This window comes from Ruegeria sp. AD11(2025) (assembly GCF_056542405.1).
The window spans coordinates 208594-229458 of sequence record NZ_JBQFZU010000001.1 but is presented as its reverse complement, the minus strand read 5'-3'; the positions used below and the strand labels follow the sequence as shown (position 1 = coordinate 229458).

Below are 20865 nucleotides of genomic sequence, written 5' to 3'. Positions count from 1 at the left end.
CCCAACGTGTTGGCCTCCAGATCGTAGGCGAAAAGACAGGTCGGCGTCCACGGCACCCGGAAAAAGGGGCAAGGTCCTGCCGAAACAGGTGAAATCAGCGCGGGATCAGGTTCGTCACACCCACAGCCGCTGCACGGGCCAGATTGAGGTCCAGCGACATGGGGATATACTCTCCGCGTCGCCACAGCTGCGCCTGATCGTCGTAGTAGCGTGACAGGAAATGGCCGGACTGGCCGGTGGCGGTGATAAAGACCGAACTATCCGGGTCGGCAAAATCATAGACCCCGCGATAACCCGCACCGTGGACGTTCTGGAACGGATTTTTGCCTTCGCCCGAAGTGCGCCCGCGCAGCAGTGTATTATCGCCGCCACTGGTGGATTGGCGGATGTTGACAAAGAACCGCAACACAGGAACCGTGCCCAGAACCGGGTGGTCATGGGTGGCCTGATGAGCGTCACCCCAGCGCAGGGATTTCAGAGCGCTGCCATAGTTCTCGGAAATCCAGATCAGCGCGTCGTCCAGCGCCAGCCGTGCCATGTCGGTGCAGGTTTCGGTCGGGGCGCTCTGGCGTACGTTACACCAGACCGATGCACCATCGATATCGCGGTAGACGCGTTCGATGAACAGTGGCTCGACATGCTTAAATTCGGCAGCCAGCGGGCCGAGGTCATCCGAGATCAGCCGGATCTGCAACGCCCGCAACCATGCCGCATAGATCAATGGCTCGGGCAGATGCTCGTTCATCTCGCCATTCCACTCTGCCAGCAGGGACAGCGCGATCTGGCGCTGGCGTTCGGGCGTGCCCTCGGGGGCTGAGGCGCCGGTGAACCACAGGTCTGCGCCGATCAGCGGCAGCAAGGACCGGGCGGTGAAGCTGACGGTATCCAACTGTGCTTCGATAAAGCTGTCGCGGGTGTGGACCTCACGCGATTGCATCAGGCGTTCCCAGCGGTACACGCGCTGGGTGTCGCCCCATTCATAGGACACATGCTCGGGGAACGGGCGGTCGATGATCTTGTTGTTGGTATTTCCCAGGATGCCCCCCACTGGGGCTACGAATTCCGGGTTGTCGGCATAGGGCAGGCGGCCCTGCCAGAGGTTCTCGGCCAGCCAGCCGGGTGTCGGGATGCGGCCCCGGCTTTGATTTTGCAGGTCGCGTTTCGGCATCGCTCCGATCAGCTTGAGGCCGATCGTGTCCTTGTCCACCAGCGACAGGTTTTGCGAGGGTGCAATGAACAATTCGGCTGCATCGATGCCCTGCCGGACGCTGTCCGCGTTCATCAACGCCATTGACGCCGTCATCGACGTATCGCGCGGGCTTAGCGCCGTCCAGGACAAAGAGGCGACGTGACCGGGTGGTGTGATCGTCTCCAGATCATAGTGGCTGCCGGGCAGAACGGGGCCGTTATCTGTCCAGCGCAGGGTCAGGGTAATCGGGGCCTCGTCCTTGATCTCGATGATCGACGGGCGGGTGCGGAATGTTTTGTAGCCGTCCGGCGTCAGGTATTCCTCGGAGTTTTCCGGGTTCAGCTGCTCGATATGCACATCCTGATCATCCAGATACGAGGACGTCAGACCCCAGCCCAGCCGATCGCTGCGCCCGGTCATAATGGCGGGAATGCCGGGGATTGTCGCACCGATCACACCGCCCTTGGCCAGTTCCAGCCGGGCCAGATACCAGACGCCCGGCGCGGTGAAGCCCAGATGGGGGTCATTGGCCAGCAACGTGCCTCCGCTGGCCGAACGCGAAGGCGCGGCAGTCCAGGCGTTTGACGCGCCGGCCAACCCGCGTTTTGGGAAAGGCGACAGCGGGCTGTCGGGCATCGGTGTGCCGCGAGCATAGCGGGGCAGGCCGGGAAACAGCGCGGCGTATTCGGGCAGGGCCGCGATGCCCGCACCTGGAACGTTCGGCAGTATGTCGGCCAGCCGTGCGGGGTCGTTCAGCATCAGCGAAGTGCGGGCCCGCAGCACTTCGTCCTCAAGATGGCCGGACAGTTGCAGGCTCATTAGTTTGATCACCGCGATACTGTCGCCGGGCTGCCACGGGGAAACGGGCGCGTTGAACAGGAACATCTCGGGCGCGCCCCGACCAAGGGCGGCCTCGTTGATCTCATCCAGCCGCGCGTTTACTCCGGCGGCATACGCCCGCAACGCAGCTTTGGTGTAATCGTCCTGTACCTCGACCGAGCGGTGGGCCAGCCCGTACAGGTCCAGCCGGCGCAGCAGCTTGTCGATATGAACGGTGCGGGTGCCGAACACTTCGGACAGGCGGCCCTGAGCGGTGCGGCGCATAACGGTCATCTGCCACAGACGGTCCTGAGCATGGGCAAAACCAAGGCCAAAGAACACATCCGGATCGTTTTCGGCCAGAATATGGGGGACGTTGGCAGTGTCGCGGATGATCTCGACCGGGGCGGTTGGACCGGTGACTTCAACCGTCTGATTGTAGTCCGGCAGGGACTGGTTGGCCAGGAAATACACCAGCGCCACAGCGGCCAGAGCCAGCAGGACCAGACCCGTTGTAATACGCAACAGCCAGCGAAAAACGAAACCCATTTGTGGCCTTTAATCCCGATCCATTTCCGATTTCGGCAAGACTAGTGGATGGCCGGGCTGACCGAAAGAGGAACAGTCCGGGAATTTTTGTGTTTACAGAACTATACAAAGAAAAACCCCGCCACAGTGGGGCTGTTGGCGGGGACCGTTCGAGGGGCGCGTGGTAGCCCGGAGTTAAGGAATGATCCGCGTGTATTTGGTGCCTTCGACCGTGGCGCCGAATTTCAGGCCAGCCTGACCAAAGACCGCCGCCAAAACCGGAGAGCGCAGTGTGGTGGTATCGGTCGAAAGTGAGTCACCTGTTGCATCGACGACGTAGCCGATATCGGCCCCGGCGGTCCAACCATTGGAGCGGCGGAAATCGTTCAGCGCGTCCTGGGTCATGAAGAACAGCACGTGCGCGTATTGCTGCGCGCCGATCTGCAGGCCAGCACTGCCGGACACTGCGGAATAATAGTCAACCGTCGCGCCCTGGATGCGCAAGGCGCCCTGGCCATACGCGCCGCCAAAGATAAATCCGGCCTCGGTGATCAGCGGCATGACAAGCATACCGTTGGCCTTGTTGGCGATCTCAACCGTGTTGGGATAGCGCGCGTACATTTCGGTCAGCGTGGCATCGACACGGGCGTCGATGGTGGCGGCGTTGGAATTGCCGACGCCATTGCCGCAAGCTGCGGTTACCGTCAAACCGGCCATGCCAAAGGCAAAGCCACGACGGCTTAGTCGGGGTGCGTTGGAACTGCTCATGTTTTTTCTCTGTATAAGTGCCTGATATGTCGGGTGATCCCGATCTTGTGTGCAAGAGTACGCCGATTGCGGCTGCGTGTCACGGGAAAGCTGACCAGCGACCGATCACAATCGGCGAAAAATTGCGACAATTTGGGGTTTTAGCCCTGCAGGATGCGGGCAACCTCGGGCGCAAAGTAAGTAAGGATGCCGTCGCAGCCCGCACGCTTGAAGGCCAGCAGGCTTTCCAGCATCACCTTCTCACCATCGATCCAGCCGTTCTGCGCCGCGGCCTGGAGCATCGCGTATTCGCCCGACACCTGATAGGCATAGGTTGGCGCGCCAAAGGTGTCCTTAACCCTACGGCAGATATCCAGATAGGGCATCCCCGGCTTGATCATCACCATGTCGGCACCCTCGGTCAGGTCGCGTTCGATCAGGCGCAGGGCTTCGTTCGAATTGGCCGGATCCATCTGATAGGTCTTCTTGTCCCCGGTCAGCGCGCCCGAGGCGCCCACAGCATCGCGGAACGGGCCGTAAAAGGCGCTGGCGTATTTCGCGGCATAGCTGAGGATCATCACGTTCTGATGCCCCGCAGATTCCAGCGCCCGCCGCATTTCGCCGATGCGGCCATCCATCATGTCGGACGGGCCGATGATGTCGGCCCCAGCTTCGGCCTGCGCGAGCGTCATTTTGACCAGAGCTTCGACCGTCTGATCGTTCACAATTTCGCCATCGACGACGTAGCCGTCATGCCCGTTGATGTTGTAGGGGTCCAACGCCACGTCGGTCATCACTGCGATATCCGGGGCCGCGGCCTTGATGGCGCGGATGGCGCGGTTGGACAGGTTGTCGGGGTTCCAGGCCTCGGCGCAATCCTCGGTTTTCAGGTTGGCGTCGGTGTAGGGAAAGATGCAAATCGCCGGGATACCCAAGGCCTGCGCTTCAACCGCGGCCTTTGCGATCAGGTCGACCGAGCGGCGCATCACGCCGGGCATCGACGGCACAGGTTCTTCCACACCCTCGCCGTCACGTACGAAAACCGGCCAGATCAGGTCGTCGGTGGTCAGCGTGTTTTCCCGAACCAGGCCGCGCACGGACTGCGATTGGCGCGCCCGGCGAAAGCGGGTCAGGGGGTAGGGGGCGATGGTCGGCTTCATGTCGCGCTCTCCTTGAATATTTCCGCATTGGGTGGCATGAATTCCACGAGGTCTCAAGGGTAACGATGGTCGCGCCTGCGTAAAGAAGGCCCCTAAGGACAGTGAACAAAGGGCTGACGCTTGGACTTATACTCTTCGCTTTTCGAAATCATCGATATGCGCAGTTTTTCGAATCTGTGGTATTGGATCGTGCTGGCCGTGCTTTGGTCATCGGTAAGCCACTGGGCTATGGGCGTCCCGTTCGACCTGCTGGTGCGCGCCCGGCGTGTCGGAGGTCAGACCGAGCAGGACTTGCTGGATATCGTCCGGATCAACGGCAACCGCATTCTGTTTATCGTTGATAAATCCGGATTGATCATTCTGGGGCTGAGTTGTTTTTTCTTTACCGGGCTGGCGATGCTTGGCTTTTACTATGGGGTCGAGTTCGCCCAGGCTGTATTCTTACTGTTGTTTCCCATGTGCCTGGTGACGCTCATAAACATCAGGGCCGCACATAAATTGCGGCGCAGTGACGGATCGCTTGAGTTTGTCGGCAAGGTTTTGACCCGCTGCCGGATTTATACGCAGGTCATCGGTATGATCTCGATTTTGATCACGTCGCTTTGGGGTATGTATCAGAACTTCTCGATTGGGGTTCTGGGATAGGAAATTCGGAAAGGCTAGGCGATGACGGCTCCGAACCAGGTAACTGTTGGCGGCGCCCCCGAGGGGTTTGACGCGCAGCTTGTCCTGAACGAGATCGCGCGTTCCGGCGGGCCCGTGGCCCATGTCGCGCGTGATGACAAGCGGATGGAGGCTATGCGGGCCGCGCTGGCCTTCTTTGCGCCGGACATGCCTGTCTTTGTGTTCCCGGGCTGGGATTGTTTGCCTTATGATCGGGTGTCGCCCAATGCGGATATCGCAGCAGCCCGCGTAGCGACGCTGGCGGCGCTGGTGCATCAGATGCCGGACCGGTTCGTGCTGTTGACCACGCTGAACGCAGCCACCCAACGAGTGCCCGCGCGCGATGTGCTGCGAGAGGCTGCGTTTACCGCGCGCGTGGACCACCGCGTTGATGAAACCGCGCTGCGGAGCTTTCTGGTGCGGATGGGTTTCACGCAAAGCCCGACGGTGATGGAACCCGGTGATTATGCCATTCGGGGTGGGATTATCGACATCTTCCCGCCGGGCGAATCTGGTCCCGTGCGCCTGGATCTGTTCGGTGATGTTCTGGACGACGCGCGTCGGTTCGATCCTGTTTCTCAGCGCACGACCGAGAAACTGGACGTGGTGGAACTGGCTCCGGTCTCTGAGGTTATTCTGGATGAGGCAGCCATCACCCGTTTCCGACAGAATTACCGCATCGAATTTGGTGCTGCGGGCACGGATGATCCGCTATACGAGGCCGTCAGCGCGGGCCGCAAGCATCAGGGCATCGAGCACTGGCTGCCGTTCTTTCATGAGAAACTTGAAACCCTGTTCGATTACCTGCCGGATGCCACGATTACCGTTGACGATCAGGTCACGCCCGCTCGGCTTGTGCGCTGGGATACGATTGCCGATCAGTATGAAACCCGGCGGCTGGCACTGGAAAACCGGTCGCGCATGGATACTGTGTATAAGCCGACACCGCCCGGATTGCTGTATCTGGACGACGCCGCGTGGGAGCAGGCAGTGGGTGACCGGCGGGTGCTGCAGTTCAGCCCTCTGCCACAGGCCAGCGGTCCTGGAGTGATCGATGCGGGTGGCAGGATCGGACGAAACTTTGCGCCCGAGCGGCAACAGGAAAGCATCAGCCTGTTTGGTGCGCTGGCAAGCCATATTACCGACAAGATGGGCAAAGGACCGGTGTTGATCGCGTCCTACTCTGAGGGCGCGCGCGAACGTTTGACCGGTCTGATCGAGGATGAAGGTCTGGCCGAGGCAATCCCGGTTTCGGACGGCACCCGCATCGGCAAACGCGGGCTGCATCTGGCCGTCTGGGCGCTGGAGCATGGGTTCGAAACGCCTGACTTGACGGTCATCGCCGAGCAGGATGTGCTGGGCGACCGCCTGATCCGCCAGCCCAAGAAACGCCGCAAGGCCGAGAATTTCCTGACCGAAACCCAATCGCTCAGCCCCGGTGATCTGGTGGTGCATGTAGATCACGGCATCGGGCGCTATATGGGGATGGAGGTCGTCACCGCCGCAGGTGCTGCGCACGAATGCCTGCTGCTGGAATATGCCGAGCAGGCCAAACTGTACCTGCCGGTTGAAAACATAGAACTGCTGTCGAAATACGGCCATGACGAAGGTCTGCTGGACCGCTTGGGCGGCGGTGCATGGCAGGCCAAGAAGGCGAAGCTGAAAGAGCGCATCCGCGAGATGGCGGACAAGCTGATCCGCATCGCAGCTGAGCGTGCTTTGCGCAAGGCTCCGGTCATGGACCCGCCTCCGCACGCGTGGGAAGAGTTCAGCGCACGCTTCCCGTATCAGGAAACCGACGACCAGCTGCGCGCTATCGCAGAGGTGATAGAGGACATGCACTCTGGCGCGCCGATGGATCGTCTGATCTGCGGTGATGTGGGCTTTGGCAAAACCGAGGTTGCTATGCGTGCGGCCTTTGTCGCCGCCATGTCCGGCGTTCAGGTCGCGGTTGTAGCGCCGACCACGCTGTTGGCTCGACAGCACGCGGCATCATTCAAGGAACGGTTTCGGGGTTTCCCGCTGGAAGTGCGCCAGCTGTCGAGATTTGTCTCTGCCAAAGTGGCGCAGCAAACCCGCGACGGGCTGGCGCGCGGCACGGTCGATATCGTGATCGGCACCCATGCGCTGTTGGCTAAGGGGATACGGTTCAACAATCTGGGCCTGCTGATAATCGACGAGGAACAGCATTTCGGCGTCGGTCACAAGGAACGTCTGAAGCAGCTGCGTTCGGATGTTCACGTCCTGACCCTGACCGCCACGCCGATACCGCGGACGCTGCAATTGTCCCTGACTGGTGTGCGAGACCTGTCGATTATCGGCACACCGCCCATCGACCGCCTTGCCATTCGGACTTATGTCAGCGAGTTCGACGCAGTCACCATTCGCGAGGCTCTGCTGCGCGAGCATTATCGCGGCGGACAAAGTTTCTATGTGGTGCCGCGCATCTCGGATCTGCCCGAAATCGAGGAATTCCTGAAGGACCAACTGCCGGAACTCACCTATATGGTCGCGCATGGGCAGATGGCGGCGGGGGAACTCGACGACCGAATGAATGCTTTCTACGACGGCAAGTATGACGTGCTGCTGGCAACGACGATTGTGGAAAGCGGGCTGGACATCCCGACCGCCAACACGATGGTTGTGCACCGGGCGGATATGTTCGGTCTGGCGCAACTCTACCAGATACGTGGCCGGGTGGGGCGGTCGAAAACCCGCGCTTATGCCTATTTGACCACCAAGCCGCGCCAAAAGCTGACCGCCACAGCTGAGAAACGGCTGCGGGTTCTGGGCTCATTGGATACGCTTGGGGCCGGGTTCACGCTGGCATCGCAGGATCTGGATATTCGCGGAGCAGGCAACCTGCTGGGCGAGGAACAGTCGGGCCAGATGCGCGACGTGGGCTATGAACTCTACCAGTCGATGCTGGAAGAGGCGATTGCCAAGATCAAAGCCGGTGAGATGGAAGGGCTTTCCGACGCGGATGACCAATGGGCACCGCAGATCAATCTGGGTGTGCCGGTTCTGATCCCCGAGGACTACGTGCCCGATCTGGACGTGCGTCTGGGTCTCTATCGCCGCCTGTCGTCGCTTTCGACCAAAGTTGAGCTGGAAGGCTTTGCGGCCGAACTGATCGACCGCTTCGGTACCCTGCCGAAAGAGGTGAATACCCTGATGCTGGTCGTCCGCATCAAGGCCATGTGCAAGCGGGCGGGCATTGCCAAGCTGGACGGTGGGCCGAAAGGTGCAACGATCCAGTTCCACAATGACAAGTTCGCATCGCCTCAGGGGCTGGTCGAGTTTATCCAGAACCAGCGCGGACTGGCCAAGGTAAAGGACAACAAGATCGTCGTGCGCCGTGACTGGAAGAAGGACAGCGACAAGATCAAAGGGGCCTTCGCAATCGCTCGGGATCTGGCTGAAAAGCTGATGGCCGAGAAGAAAAAGGCCAAAGCCTAGTCTCCGCTGACAAAGGTGCACAACTGCCATGCGCCCGCGTCCGATTTCACGAACGCGGCGCGGTGGCCTGTCATCGGCCACAAGTAGTCACGGTGCATGTAGCCTTGGGTCCCATCGGTCAGCAGCACCCGTTGATAGTCCGAGCCGTCCTGAAAATCGCGGATGATCGCGACCTCGTGGCTGATGAGGCCCAAGGTCGGTGCGTCGCGATCAGCCGACTGCCGCAAGGCCACATCTGATCCAGTGACGAAATAGGCCATGAACGGGTCCAGTGAAACGGGCAGGGTGATTTGCCACTGATGCGGCATCCAGAACTCGCCCTCGTCATCGAAATAGCCGGGCTGGGAGAGGGTGTTTTCCAGATCCAACCAATAGGCTTCGCGTAAGGCATCCGCGTCTTTTCGGTTCTCTTCCGACAGGGTTTCCGGATCCAGGATCAGATTGGCGCGCAACTCTTCTGGACCACCATTTCCTCCGTGGCTCAGGTAGATGTCGGGACAGGCCGCCGCGACCACGGCATCGGTATCCCTTGCGGCCACCTCGGCCAGCAGCGCATCGCGGAAGGCCACCAGCGAGGAATCTCGCGCGGCCTGATCGACCGGAGGAAAGGATTGACGATCCGCAAGGGCGGGGCCGCAGAGCAGGGCCGTCAACAAAAAGGCGTTTCTCATTCGGCGGCCCTCATCGCCGCTTGGGCGCAGAAGCACGACGCACCCACCGCGCGATCTGCCCGGGCCAGTGCCAGGTCGAGCCGTTGTTTTACCTGCACAATCTCAACGGTGTCACCACGTGTTTTCAAACAGTCATGCAGGCCCTTGAGGCTCCAGACATTGTCCGGATGGATCGAGGCACGGCTGAGCATACCACCCAACCCCAGATCCTCACGATAGACCGCTTCGGCCTCGGCCACATGACCCTGTTCATACAGCAGTGCCCCCAGCGCGTGGCGGGTGGGCTGCATCCACCCCCACGGTTCGTCGTAGGGCAACGTGTCATCCAACTCGACCGAGCGGCGCAGGTGGGCATAGGCGATCTCATAGTTGCCTTTGCGATACTCGATCTCTCCGCGCAGCATTTCGCGGGCGATCTCCAGCAGATCAACAACACGATTATTGTGCAGCAGGCGTGTCTCGGGGACGCATTCCTTTGCGGAAAGGAACAGCTGTTCCTCGGCCTCTGCCTCGACGACCTGATCGGTGGCGGCATGGGCGATGGCGCGGGCATAGTGAATGGTCGCCGTCAGCGTGCGATAGAGGTTGGGGTCCGATGGTATCTCCAACGCCTTGGCCTCTTCCCACTGGCCAAAGCGGATCAGGATATGCGGGCCCATCGACATGTAGCTTTCGAAGTAATCCGCCATCGGAGGGCTTTCGACGCGCAGCATGTCTTCGGGTGTGGTGTCCCACATGCCCTGATTTGCGCGCAGGGCCGGTTCCATCTGCCCAAGGAACAATGCGCCGTAGATGACGAAGTGATAATCGTGCTGGCGGTAGCCGGTATAGATGTTGAAGGCGCCTTCGCGCTCGTAATACTTCAGATCGGCCTCGATGGCCTTTTCGTTCCAGTAAACGACGTTGTGGTAATGCCCGCACAGCACGTCAATATGGGTGGGCATATGCACCAAGTGACCCGCATCAGGAACCAGCGTGCGCAGCACATCCCCGGCCTTGAGCGCCTTTTCCGGGGTTGGCGACATCTCCATCAGATGCACATAGAGGTGCAGCAGGCCGGGATGAGACATCGCAGCGGGGTCGTCGGCCATCGCGTCTTCCAAGGCCTTCTGCGCCTCGTGCGTGGCGGCGCCTTGGGCAGGTTGGCCGGTTTTGAGGTCCCACATCTGCCAGGGTGTCAGATTCAGCAACGCCTCGACATAGATGGTGCGCAGATCCAGATGATCGGGTTGTTCGGCAAAGGCCGCGCGCATGGCATCGGCGAAATCGTGATCCCAGCTGTGCATATCCTTGACCGGGTCACGCTGCGGGTATCGGGCGGGCAGGGCTCGGATCAGGGCTTGCTCGACCGGGGTGCAGCTGTCAAGCAAAGCCAGCGCCTGTTGCGTCGCATCAAAGGCCTGCGCAAGCGCCTTTTGCTGCCCGCTTTCATCGAGCAAGTCCCAAGGCAGGTTGTAGTTTGGACCGGCCGAATAGGCGATCCCCCAATGGGCCATGGCGCAGTTTGGATCATGTTCAGCCGCGCGTTGGAAACAGACCACGGCTTCTTCATGGTTATAGCCGTAGGTCCAGACCAATCCCCGATCAAACCATAGCTGCGCCTCGGGCGAGGATGTGGTGACCGGACAGGAATGAGAACCCAGATCGTAATCGTAACGCATTGAAACCTCCTCTCGGATCAAGGGAAGGTTAGCGGGATTCGCGTAATCTGCACAGGTCAGGCGGGTAGTCTGTTTTCAATCCGGCCCATATGCAGCATCAGTCCAAAGCCGATCACGCTCATTGATAGAATGCCGGTGATCAAAGGGGTCAGCGACCCGTCGAACAATAACCCGACGGGGGCCGCAATAGCCGCAGCGAGAACCGTCGAGACCGCACCGATGACTGAGGCCGCCATGCCGGCGATATGACCCATCGGCTCCATAGCGATGGCGTTCAGGTTGCCCATCGTCATACCCGCCATGAAAAAGATCGAGGTCTGCCAAAAGACAAAAACCGCAAAGGACATATTCGGCGACAGGGGCATCGAGTTCAGAATAAAAACACTGGTCGTAATCGCGATCTGCGCACCCAAAGCCCAGGTTACCAGTCGCCGCATCCCCACGCGGATCACCAGGGCCGCGTTCAGCAGGCTGGCAGACCCCGAGATCAGGGCCACGAAACCAAACCAGAAGGGAAAACTGTCGGCGCTGTCATGGATCACGTCATAGACCGGTTGCACCATGGTCAGAGTGGTGAACAACATGCCCAGACAAAGGGTTTGCACGAAAATCGAAACCCGGACGGTGGGGTGCACGAACATCTCGCGCGCGGAAGAGACCATCAGGGGCAGGCGCAGCGGCCTGCGGTTCTGGGGTTTCAGAGGTTCCGGCAGGCGCAGGCCCATCCAGACCACGGTGATCGCTGAGAACAGGATGAACGAGACGAATATCCCGCGCCAGCCTGTGAGGGCGATCATGCCGGCCCCCAGCATCGGCGCCACAGCAGGAACCAGCGTGAAGATCATCATGGCGATGGACACGATTCGCGCCATTTCACGGCCCGAGTACAAATCCCGGATTATCGCCATGGCGACCACGCGTGGCGCGGCACAGCCGACCCCTTGCGCGACCCGGGCAATCAAAAGCAGTTCCAGCGAAGAACTGGCCCAAGCGACGGCAGCTGAAACGATGTACAATACCGAGCCGGCATAAATCACCGGCTTGCGACCAAACGCGTCCGACAGCGGACCCATGAAGAACGTGCCGATCCCCATGCCCAGCACGAATGAGGTCAGGATCAACTGTGCCCGGTTAATGTCCTCGGGGCTGAGCTGCGCGCCAATCTCGGGCAGGGCAGGCAGCATCGAGTCGATGGAAAACGCAATCGTCGCAAACATCATTGCGACAAGAGCGATGAACTCTCCTTTTGACATGCGATTGGTCATTGCGTCCTCCTGACCTGATCGCGCTATCACGACAGATTAGGTGGCGCTAGGGATCAAAGCGCACAGACCTCTGTGCTAATTTGCAGGAGAACCCTCAAGCTGAGACATGATCTCGCCAATCACTTTTTCCCACATTTCCGGCGGTTGCGCGCCCGGAACTGCGTGTTGATTGGCCACGATGAAGGTTGGAACAGATTGGATGCCCATCTGGCGGGAATGGGTATCGCGGTTGCGGATGTCCTCGCGGTCGGCATCGGACTTCAGCAGTTTCTGCACCACGGCGGCGTCCATGCCGATGCTGTCAGCGATATCGGCCAGCACTTCGTGGTCGCCGATGTCGCGGGCCTGCACGAAATAGGCATCGAACAGGGCATCCACGGCATCATTCTGCTTTCCCTCGATCCCGGCCCAGTGGATCAGGCGATGGGCGTCCAGGGTATTGGGGGTGCGTTTCATGCCCTCGAAGTCGATGCTGAGCCCGGCCTTCTCGGCGTGCTCAACCACCGGAGCATAAGCGCGCACGGCGCCGTCTTTGCCGCCGAATTTTCGCTCCAGATACTCACGCCGATCCATGCCTTCATCCGGCATGTCGGGGTTCAGCTGGAACGGATGCCACTCGATCACCATAGGGTGATCCGGAATCGCGGCCAGTGCTTTGTCCAGATGGGTTTTGCCGATATAGCACCATGGGCAGATCGGATCGGACATAATGTCGAGTTTGACGGTCTGGGTCATGGTGTGGTCGCCTTGAAATAGGCCGGCAGAGCCCGGCGCAGGAGTTTGCCATTACCACCGGTCGGAAGCTCGGGCAGGTGAATGAACGCGCGCGGCTGTTTATACCGCGCCAGATTTGCCTCCACATAGGTTTGCAGGGCAACGTCGTCCAGCTTTTCCGGCCCGGTATAGAAGGCTGCGATCACAAATGTGTCTTCTTTGACCTCAACAGCCGCCGCGCCAACCTGTGAGATCCCGGGGAATTTGGACAAGGTGGCCTCGACCTCGACCGGAGAAACGCGATAGCCGCCCGCATTCATCATGTCATCGTCGCGGCCCAGATAGGTGATCTGCCCGTCGACGGCCATGGCACCCTGATCGCCGGTCAGGAACCAATCGCCCTGCATCCGAGCCTCGGCTTCGTCCGGCGCGTTCAGATAGGTCAGCATCAGGCCGGGATCCGAGCGGTGAATGGCGATGGTGCCTTCCTGTCCCTGCGGCACCGGACCATCCGGCCCAAGGATCGCAATCCGTCTGCCCGGTTGTGGTTGTCCCAGCGACTCGCCCCGCGCCGGGTGGGCCGGGCTGGACGAGATGAAGGTGGAACATTCGGACATACCGTAGGCTTCGTAAAGCTCAGTCCCGGTCGCCTCGACCCATTGCGCGTGCAGGTGTCGAGACAGTTTCTCGCCGGCACAAAGGCCGTGGCGGAGCGTGGGCAGGTGCATGTCCTCTGACGTTTTCAGCAGCTTGCGATACACGCCAGGGGCGGCGGCAAAGATCGTCGCGCGGTGTCGCCGCAGCAAGGCAGGCAGGGCGTCCGGGTCGGTTCCCGGCTCTGGGATCAAAGCGGTCGCGCCGATAGTCCAGGGGTCCATCAATCCGGTGCCTAGTGTATAGGTCCAGTTAAATGCACCGGCATGACAGAGGCGATCCGTATCCCGCAGCCCGTACCAGCCATCCACCATCATCTGGCGCGCCCAGATTGCACGGTGCGCATGGGCCACTGCGCGCGGTTTGCCGGACGTGCCCGAGGTATAGACGACATAAGCCAGCCGCTCGGGGTCGCCCATTTGAAACTCGGCTGGGGGCAGGGGCCGCATCGCGGTCAATTCGGACAACGTGATCTGCAGTGGATGTGGATCGCAGGCAACGGCCGGGTCCCGCAAAATGGCGGCTGGTTGAAGATCCGCGATCATATGCGCCGTTTCCGGCTCGGTCAGTTGCGAGGATGTCGGGACAGGCACGATCCCCGCCGCAATCGCCCCGAGGTAGGCAATGGGGAAATCGACCGTGTTCCCCAACCGAATCAGCGCAATGTCACCCGGTTTTAACCCCGCGCGCAGCAACCCGGTGGCGGTGCCCAGAATGGCCGACTTGAGCGCGCGATAGCTCCAGTCCTCGGCGCCATCGGACCGCAGAACTGACAGCGCGATCTTATCGGGATCGTCATCCGTTCGGCGCAGCACATGTGCGGCCAGGTTGAAGGGCGCGGGGCAGGCCATGGGCGGCCCCTGATCAAAAACAGACAGCATGGCCACTGGCTACCTTGGTGCTTGGCGCGTTGCAAGCGAGACGGGCTGGGCCTATAGAGTTGCGCATGAGCACCAATGAACAACCTTCCCTGATCCGCATTGCGCGGAACTCGGGCAACCACGCCGAGCTTGAACCGCTTGATCTGGGTGCGCGCGTGCGCCAATTGCGCAAGGCGCGGAACTGGACGCTGGAACAGGCGGCCTCGCAGGCAGGGCTTGCGCGCTCGACCCTCAGCAAGATCGAAAACGGGCAGATGTCACCCACGTACGACGCGCTGAAAAAGCTGGCGATCGGGTTGGAGATTTCGGTGCCGCAACTGTTCACGCCGCCGCAGCGGGATCAGGTAATCGGGCGTATGTCCGTGACGCGGATGGGCGAAGGGGCCGCGCATCCCACGACGACGTATGAACATGAGCTGCTGGCCGAGAACCTGACGAAAAAGCAGATGCTTCCGTATCGCGCCCGCGTGCGCGCGCGGTCAATGGATGAGTTTGATGGCTGGGTGCGCCACGATGGCGAAGAGTTCCTTTATGTGCTAACAGGGGTTGTCCAGCTTTACACCGAGTTCTACGAACCCGTCGAAATGCGTCGGGGAGACAGCGCGTATTACGACGGTAGCATGGGACACAACGTGATTTCGGTCAGTGACGAAGATGCAACGATCCTCTGGGTCACATCACTTGCTTAAAGACCGGCTGAACTCTCGGTTCAAGCCTTCGGTAAACAGAAAATCCTCAAGCTCTTCGTGTGCTTCATTCACGGTCAGGTGGTGGCGTTCGGCCAAATACGCTTCGAACCCTTTGCGGTCTTTGCTCAGCCGCACCTTGTCCTGATCACGCAGGTTCGGAAAACGCCGTTTAGCACGAGAGTACATAGCGTCCCAGTCTTGCGTCAGGTCAGTCCAGTTCAACATTTGTCAGCTTCCGTAACTCGGGTTTCACGGCTGCTCGGCCCCCATATCAGCGTACGGAGGGCATAGGGGTCCAAGTGCATGACAAAATGTCGCACCTTATTTGGGCTTACGTAAGGTTAAAGAGGCCCGCCACACTGATCGCGCGACGGGCCTACGGACCTGAGGTGTGAGTGAGTGGAGGCCGGTCCGCAAAACTCGAGTCTGACGCGTCCAACGATCAGCTATCTAGCGAATTTTTCACAATTAATCCGATCAACCGGTGCGCCAAAACACGGGTAGGCTATATCGTTGGGGGGCGATCCGTAAAGCCCCTTGTGGTTATTTTTTGGGCATTAGCTGGAAATGGGTGTTTTCGCTATATGTAGACGGCTTCAGATATGTCTGCACGATATATGGGTGTATTTGGTGCGTGTGCCAAATTCCGCCGAAAGGTGCGACCATTTGGCATGACACAACTTAAGATACTAACCTGCAGATGTGAGCAATCCGCGCGTTGGAGGCTAAGGGGCCGATCGCGCCAACGATCCGGCCGATTTGGTCACTCTTCGTACCACCAAACCTGTGGCATATACTCCGGCCCATCACCATAAATTGGCACGGTCTGGGGCTGTTTCAGCTCTTTGGCATGAGCGATGCGTCCGACGTCGAAATTCCAGATCGGGATGACATAGCGCCCAGCGGTCAGAACCCGGTCCAGGGCGCGGGTGGCGGCCACGAAATCCTCGCGACTTTCCGATCCCAGCATCGCGTCGATCAACCCGTCCACCGCCGGAGAAGCAACACCCATCAGGTTGCGCGTGCCCGGAGTGTCGGCGTTTTCGCTGCCCCAATACAGGCGCTGTTCATTGCCCGGCGACAGGGACATGGCACGGCGGAAGAAGGTCATGTCGAAATCAAGTTCGGCATTACGACCGGTAAACTGGGCACTGTCCACTTGTTCGACGGCGACCTGAATCCCGAGCCTTTCAAGCGCACGGGTAAAAATTTCGATGGCCGTCTGGCCCTCGGTATCACCTTGTTGCAGCAGGACGGTGACGGTGAAGTCTTCGCCGTTCTGACTGCGCAGCACGCCGTCCTGGACGGTCCAGCCCGCCTCGGTCAACAGCTGGTTCGCCTTGCGGATATTGGTGCGGTTGCGGGCCGAGCCGTCGCCCACAGGCAGGGCATACCCTTCAAGTGCGCCGGGTGGCAGGTCGTCGGCATATGGCTGCAGCAACTCGGCAACGCGGCCGGTGGCGGGACCGGGCTGCATACCCAGATCAGAACCGGAAAAATATGAGGTGATCCGCGGTTGTGTGCCGCCGGTGATTGTATCGTTGATGTATTCGAAGTTGAACGCCAACATCAGCGCCTCGCGCACACGCCAATCGTCGAAGGGGGCTTTGCGGGTGTTCATGACGAACCCGGTCATGCCCGACGGCTTGCCGTGCGGGATCTCGGTCTTGATGACATCGCCGCGTTGCACGGCGGGGAAGTTGTACTGCGTGTCCCATTTGTCAGCATTGAATTCCCGTACCGCCGTCAGTTCGCCAGCCTTGAACGCCTCGAACAGGACTGTGCCGTCTCCGTAGAATTCGATCCGCATCTCATCGAGGTTCATGGTGCCGCGCCGGAAGGGGATATCGGCCCCCCAATAGTCGGGGTCGCGGCGCAGGGTCACATAGCGACCGGCCTCATAGTCATCGACCACATAAGGCCCCGATCCGACCGGGACATCATGCAGCGCCGCGTCGGCAAAACTCTTCCCCTCCCACTGCGCTTTCTGCAGAATCGGGCGGAGGCCGGTGATCAGGGCCAGTTCCCGATCCGGCTCGTTGAAGGTAATCCGTACCGAGCGCGGGCCGGTTTGTTCGATGCTGTCGATCTTGCCCCACAGCCCGCGATAACGAAGGTGCCCTTCGGTGCCCAGCATCTGATACGACCAGATAACATCGTCCACGGTTACCGGGGTGCCATCCGAAAACCTGGCGTTTTCGCGCAGGGTGAATTCGACCCAGGACCGGTCAGGAGCGGTCTCAACTGATTCGGCTAACAACCCGTAAAGAGTGAAAGGTTCGTCCCAGGATCGGCCCATCAGGCTTTCGTGCGTCCAGAAACGAAGCTGCCAGGGCACGGTGCCTTTTTGTACAAAGGGGTTCAGACTGTTAAAGCCGCCGGTATTGCCAAAAACAACTTTACCGCCTTTCGGCGCCTCGGGGTTGGCATAGGGCAGAGACACAAAATCCGGTGGTAGGGCAGGGTCACCGTACATAGCTATGCCATGGGCCGATTCTGCATAAGCAATTGTGGCGGCAAAAACAGAAGCGATTCCCGCAATCACAGGGCGAACGGGTCGTAGAAAATCGGGGCGCATTTTGGAAACAATCCTGCTCTGGCCTTATTTTGTTGGGATTCACCGTACCGATGATTTTTCTTGTTTTCAAACTTTTAGCTTGGACGAAGGCGGGGAATTGCGTATAAAGGGTGCACTGCTCGATAGGTTTCTTGCCTGTATGAAACCTGCCTCAATAACTTAACGCCCGCTTCGTGCGGGCGTTTTTTTTGGCATTTTTTTGTGTGGCTATAGAAGCCGGTTGTTTCCCCGTTTTCTTTGCAGATGCAGCATGGCACTGTGCGTGGGAAGCAGATTTTGAGGGAGAGAGCCCATGAACCTTTCGGGAAAAACAGCGATCATCACGGGGTCGAATTCGGGGATCGGTCTGGGCGTCGCGCGCGAGCTGGCGAAGGCCGGGGCCGACGTGGTTCTGAACTCGTTCACCGACCGGGATGAAGATCACGCGCTGGCCGCTGAGATTGCGCAAGAGACTGGCACCAAGGCGCGTTACATCAAAGCGGACATGTCCGTTGCCGGCGAATGCCGTGCGCTGATCGAAAAGGCAGGGGCTTGCGACATCCTGGTAAACAACGCGGGCATTCAGCACGTCGCGCCTATTGATCAGTTCCCGGTCGATAAATGGGACGCGATCATCGCGATCAACATGAACTCGGCCTTTCACACAATGGCGGCAGCGCTGCCGATGATGCGGGCGGCTGGTTGGGGGCGGATCGTGAATATCGCCTCGGCGCATGGGTTGACGGCGTCGCCCTATAAGGCGGCCTATATCGCGGCCAAGCACGGCGTCGTCGGGATGACCAAGACCGTGGCGCTGGAAACCGCGCAGGAGCCGATCACCTGCAATGCGATTTGCCCGGGTTATGTTTTGACGCCGCTGGTCGAGGCGCAGATCCCTGATACGATGAAAGAATACGACATGAGCCGCGAGGACGTGATCAAGAACGTCATGTTGGAACGTCAGCCCTCGAAAGAGTTTGCGACGGTTGAACAACTGGGCGGCACCACGGTGTTCCTGTGCTCGGACGCAGCGGCGCAGATTACCGGGACGACGATTTCGGTGGATGGTGGCTGGACGGCGTTGTGACGTTTGCCGTCTGATCTAAGGAAGGATTGCAAGCTAATGGCGAAGACTGTTTATCGCTACTTCAAACTTGTTGAGCCAAAAGCGCAAGACACACCGTGCTTGCAGTATTTTCGGTTCGCGGATGACGGGCGGATGTTGACTTGCATTAGCTACTACTGCCCTGTTTCAAAAGCGTCAAATAGGCTCCCAAGAATCCAAGAAGTCGATGATTCATATCTTTATGGCAATTTATCTATCGCACTCGAAACTCTGGATGAATTTGAAGAAGAATGGGAAGGTGGTTACACCGATGAAATCTCGAGAGACGAATTTGATCAAGCGCTAGAAGTTGCTTCCAAAAGCGAGTGAAGGAGGCCCATCGTGAAACGGATCAATCTGGCCTTGCAAGGCGGCGGCGCGCATGGCGCGTTCACATGGGGTGTTCTCGACCGGCTGCTGGATGAGGAGGATATCGAGGTTGCGGCGATCACCGGAACCTCAGCCGGGGCGCTCAATGGGGCGGCTTTCAAGTCCGGCATGGTCCGGGATGGGCGCGACGGTGCGCGCGCCAATCTGAATGGACTGTGGGAGCGGATGGGTGCTGTCGGTGACATGCGCCTTGCCAACTGGATGCAGGCCATAGAGCCGGCGCAGATTGCACAGGCGATGGAGTACTCTCTGCCGTTTTCGGTCGGAGACGCCTGGTCGCGGCTGGTGTCGCCCTATGCCTATGGTCCGTTCTACCGCAACCCGCTGGAGCCGGTGGTGGACCGGTTCAACTTTGATGAGATATGCGCCGACGAAGGCCCGCGTTTGCATGTCTGCGCGACTTGTGTGCGCAGCGGCAAGATTCGGGTGTTCACCGGAGATGAGATTTCGACAGATGCGATTTTGGCCTCGGCGTGCCTGCCAACACTGTTTCAGGCGGTTGAAATCTTCGATCCCAAATCGGGCCGGACCGAGGCTTATTGGGATGGCGGTTATACCGGCAATCCGGCGCTGTACCCGCTGTTTAACAATGATCTGCCAGATGACGTGGTGATCGTGAACATCAATCCGCTGGAGCGCGACGAGGCGCCGAAAACGCCGCAGCAAATCCAGAACCGGATCAACGAGATAAGCTTTAACTCCTCCCTCTTCCGCGAGTTGCGCGCGATCAGTTTCGTTCAGCGGCTGCTGGCCGAAGGGAAGCTGAAGGCCGGAGAAATGAGCCGCGTTCTGATCCACATGATTGCGGATGACGAATTGATGAACGATCTGTCGGTGGCGACTAAGACGGTGCCGAACCCGGTGGTCCTGCATAAGCTGAAAGAGGCAGGGCGCGCGGCGGCGCATCGGTTTATCAATGATCACAAGGCCGATCTTGGCGAGCGCAGCACAGTCAACCTGCCCGAAATGTTCGGCTGATCACTCAGGCGGCTGCGTCGGGTCTTTTTCGTTCGGATAGACAAGCCCGGCGGAAATCACCAGCTTCGCGGCCTCCTCGATCGACATGTCCAGCAGGATCACGTCCTCTTCGGGGAAGAACAGCAGAAAGCCCGAGGTCGGGTTGGGCGTGGTCGGGACAAAAATGCTCAGCAGCTCACCACCGGTTTCAGCGCGTTCGCTGACCTCGCCCTTGGCGGTGGTCGAGACGAAACCAATCGCCCAGATGCCGCGGCGAGGGTACTGGATCAGGCAGGCTTTCTCGAACGACCGTTCGGTCTGGGCAAACACCGTTTCCGAGATCTGCTTGATCCCGGAGTAGACCGAGCGGACTACGGGCATTCGGTTTACCAGGCTTTCAGCGAAATGGATCAGCGACCGACCCAGAATGCCTTTGGCGATCCAGCCCACCAGGACGGTAAATATCAGGAAGATGACCACCCCGACACCACGCAGGTTGATACCTACATATTCCTGTGGTTGGAACCGTTGCGGCACCAGCGGTAGAACTGCGCTGTCGATCCAACCGACTACCGACCAGATCAGCCAGATAGTCAGCCACACAGGTGCAATGACGACGATGCCCGTCAGGAACGACGCGCGCAGCCGGGAAAACAGGCCCGGACGGCGATGGGGTTCTTCGTCAAACGGTGTGTTCATTGCGATCCTGAGCGGTTTGCGGATTTAGTTAAGCAGTCCGGGGCCTTGGTACAATAG

Annotated in this window: 17 protein-coding genes; 6 read left to right on the top strand and 11 right to left on the bottom strand. The window is 59.6% G+C overall.

The annotated features are described in order from the left end of the window. Positions 1-94: 94 nt before the first annotated feature. The 3 genes from ACR1XY_RS01195 to hemB form a co-directional block, all read right to left on the bottom strand. A complete protein-coding gene (locus tag ACR1XY_RS01195) occupies positions 95-2557 on the bottom strand; it encodes a penicillin acylase family protein (protein ID WP_480589308.1) in 2463 nt (820 codons plus the stop codon). Between the two features lie 174 nt (positions 2558-2731). Continuing rightward, positions 2732-3304, bottom strand: coding sequence for a lipid-binding SYLF domain-containing protein (locus ACR1XY_RS01190; protein ID WP_480589306.1), 573 nt, complete (start codon positions 3302-3304; stop codon positions 2732-2734). A gap of 140 nt (positions 3305-3444) precedes the next feature. Beyond that, complete coding sequence (hemB, locus tag ACR1XY_RS01185; protein ID WP_480589303.1) at positions 3445-4443, bottom strand: porphobilinogen synthase; 999 nt, start codon at positions 4441-4443, stop codon at positions 3445-3447. Between the two features lie 120 nt (positions 4444-4563). Here hemB and ACR1XY_RS01180 point away from each other — a divergent pair, with 120 nt between their 5' ends. Both ACR1XY_RS01180 and mfd read left to right on the top strand, forming a co-directional pair. Next, a complete protein-coding gene (locus ACR1XY_RS01180; RefSeq protein ID WP_480589301.1) occupies positions 4564-5088 on the top strand; it encodes a component of SufBCD complex in 525 nt (174 codons plus the stop codon). A gap of 21 nt (positions 5089-5109) precedes the next feature. After that, positions 5110-8565, top strand: a complete 3456-nt coding sequence (mfd, locus tag ACR1XY_RS01175; RefSeq protein WP_480589299.1) for a transcription-repair coupling factor — start codon at positions 5110-5112, stop codon at positions 8563-8565. On the opposite strand, the gene ACR1XY_RS01170 is transcribed toward mfd, so the two are convergent. The 5 genes from ACR1XY_RS01170 to ACR1XY_RS01150 all read right to left on the bottom strand — a co-directional run bounded on the left by ACR1XY_RS01170 (position 8562) and on the right by ACR1XY_RS01150 (position 14411). Continuing rightward, complete coding sequence (locus tag ACR1XY_RS01170; RefSeq protein WP_480589297.1) at positions 8562-9236, bottom strand: SH3 domain-containing protein; 675 nt, start codon at positions 9234-9236, stop codon at positions 8562-8564. The genes mfd and ACR1XY_RS01170 overlap by 4 nt on opposite strands. After that, positions 9233-10897, bottom strand: a complete 1665-nt coding sequence (locus ACR1XY_RS01165) for a hypothetical protein (protein WP_480589295.1) — start codon at positions 10895-10897, stop codon at positions 9233-9235. Before ACR1XY_RS01165 ends, ACR1XY_RS01170 begins: the two co-directional genes overlap by 4 nt. Positions 10898-10953: 56 nt before the next feature. Beyond that, complete coding sequence (locus ACR1XY_RS01160) at positions 10954-12162, bottom strand: multidrug effflux MFS transporter (protein ID WP_480589293.1); 1209 nt, start codon at positions 12160-12162, stop codon at positions 10954-10956. A gap of 75 nt (positions 12163-12237) precedes the next feature. Further along, positions 12238-12897 carry a DsbA family oxidoreductase gene (locus ACR1XY_RS01155; RefSeq protein ID WP_480589291.1) on the bottom strand — a complete coding sequence of 220 codons (660 nt, stop codon included), beginning with the start codon at positions 12895-12897 and terminating at the stop codon, positions 12238-12240. Beyond that, positions 12894-14411, bottom strand: coding sequence for a class I adenylate-forming enzyme family protein (locus ACR1XY_RS01150; protein WP_480589289.1), 1518 nt, complete (start codon positions 14409-14411; stop codon positions 12894-12896). The genes ACR1XY_RS01155 and ACR1XY_RS01150 overlap by 4 nt, the downstream gene beginning before the upstream one ends. Positions 14412-14476: 65 nt before the next feature. On the opposite strand from ACR1XY_RS01150, the gene ACR1XY_RS01145 reads away from it, so the two are divergent. Continuing rightward, entirely contained in the window at positions 14477-15100 is a 624-nt protein-coding gene (locus ACR1XY_RS01145) for a helix-turn-helix domain-containing protein (protein WP_480589287.1), read from the top strand. Here ACR1XY_RS01145 and ACR1XY_RS01140 read toward each other — a convergent pair. Both ACR1XY_RS01140 and ACR1XY_RS01135 read right to left on the bottom strand, forming a co-directional pair. Continuing rightward, complete coding sequence (locus tag ACR1XY_RS01140) at positions 15089-15325, bottom strand: hypothetical protein (RefSeq protein ID WP_170325112.1); 237 nt, start codon at positions 15323-15325, stop codon at positions 15089-15091. The two genes, ACR1XY_RS01145 and ACR1XY_RS01140, sit on opposite strands and share 12 nt — an antisense overlap. Before the next feature lie 538 nt (positions 15326-15863). Continuing rightward, positions 15864-17678 carry an extracellular solute-binding protein gene (locus tag ACR1XY_RS01135; protein ID WP_480589285.1) on the bottom strand — a complete coding sequence of 605 codons (1815 nt, stop codon included), beginning with the start codon at positions 17676-17678 and terminating at the stop codon, positions 15864-15866. Between the two features lie 292 nt (positions 17679-17970). On the opposite strand from ACR1XY_RS01135, the gene ACR1XY_RS01130 reads away from it, so the two are divergent. From ACR1XY_RS01130 to ACR1XY_RS01120, 3 genes are read left to right on the top strand one after another with little or no spacing between them, the layout of a single operon-like run. After that, on the top strand, positions 17971-18744 hold the full coding sequence (locus tag ACR1XY_RS01130; protein ID WP_480589283.1) for a 3-hydroxybutyrate dehydrogenase: 774 nt from the start codon (positions 17971-17973) through the stop codon (positions 18742-18744). A gap of 36 nt (positions 18745-18780) precedes the next feature. Continuing rightward, entirely contained in the window at positions 18781-19092 is a 312-nt protein-coding gene (locus ACR1XY_RS01125) for a hypothetical protein (protein ID WP_480589281.1), read from the top strand. Between the two features lie 9 nt (positions 19093-19101). After that, entirely contained in the window at positions 19102-20130 is a 1029-nt protein-coding gene (locus tag ACR1XY_RS01120; protein ID WP_480589498.1) for a patatin-like phospholipase family protein, read from the top strand. Here the strand turns inward: ACR1XY_RS01120 and ACR1XY_RS01115 are convergent, their stop codons facing one another. After that, positions 20131-20808, bottom strand: coding sequence for a DUF502 domain-containing protein (locus tag ACR1XY_RS01115; RefSeq protein ID WP_480589279.1), 678 nt, complete (start codon positions 20806-20808; stop codon positions 20131-20133). Positions 20809-20865 lie beyond the last annotated feature (57 nt).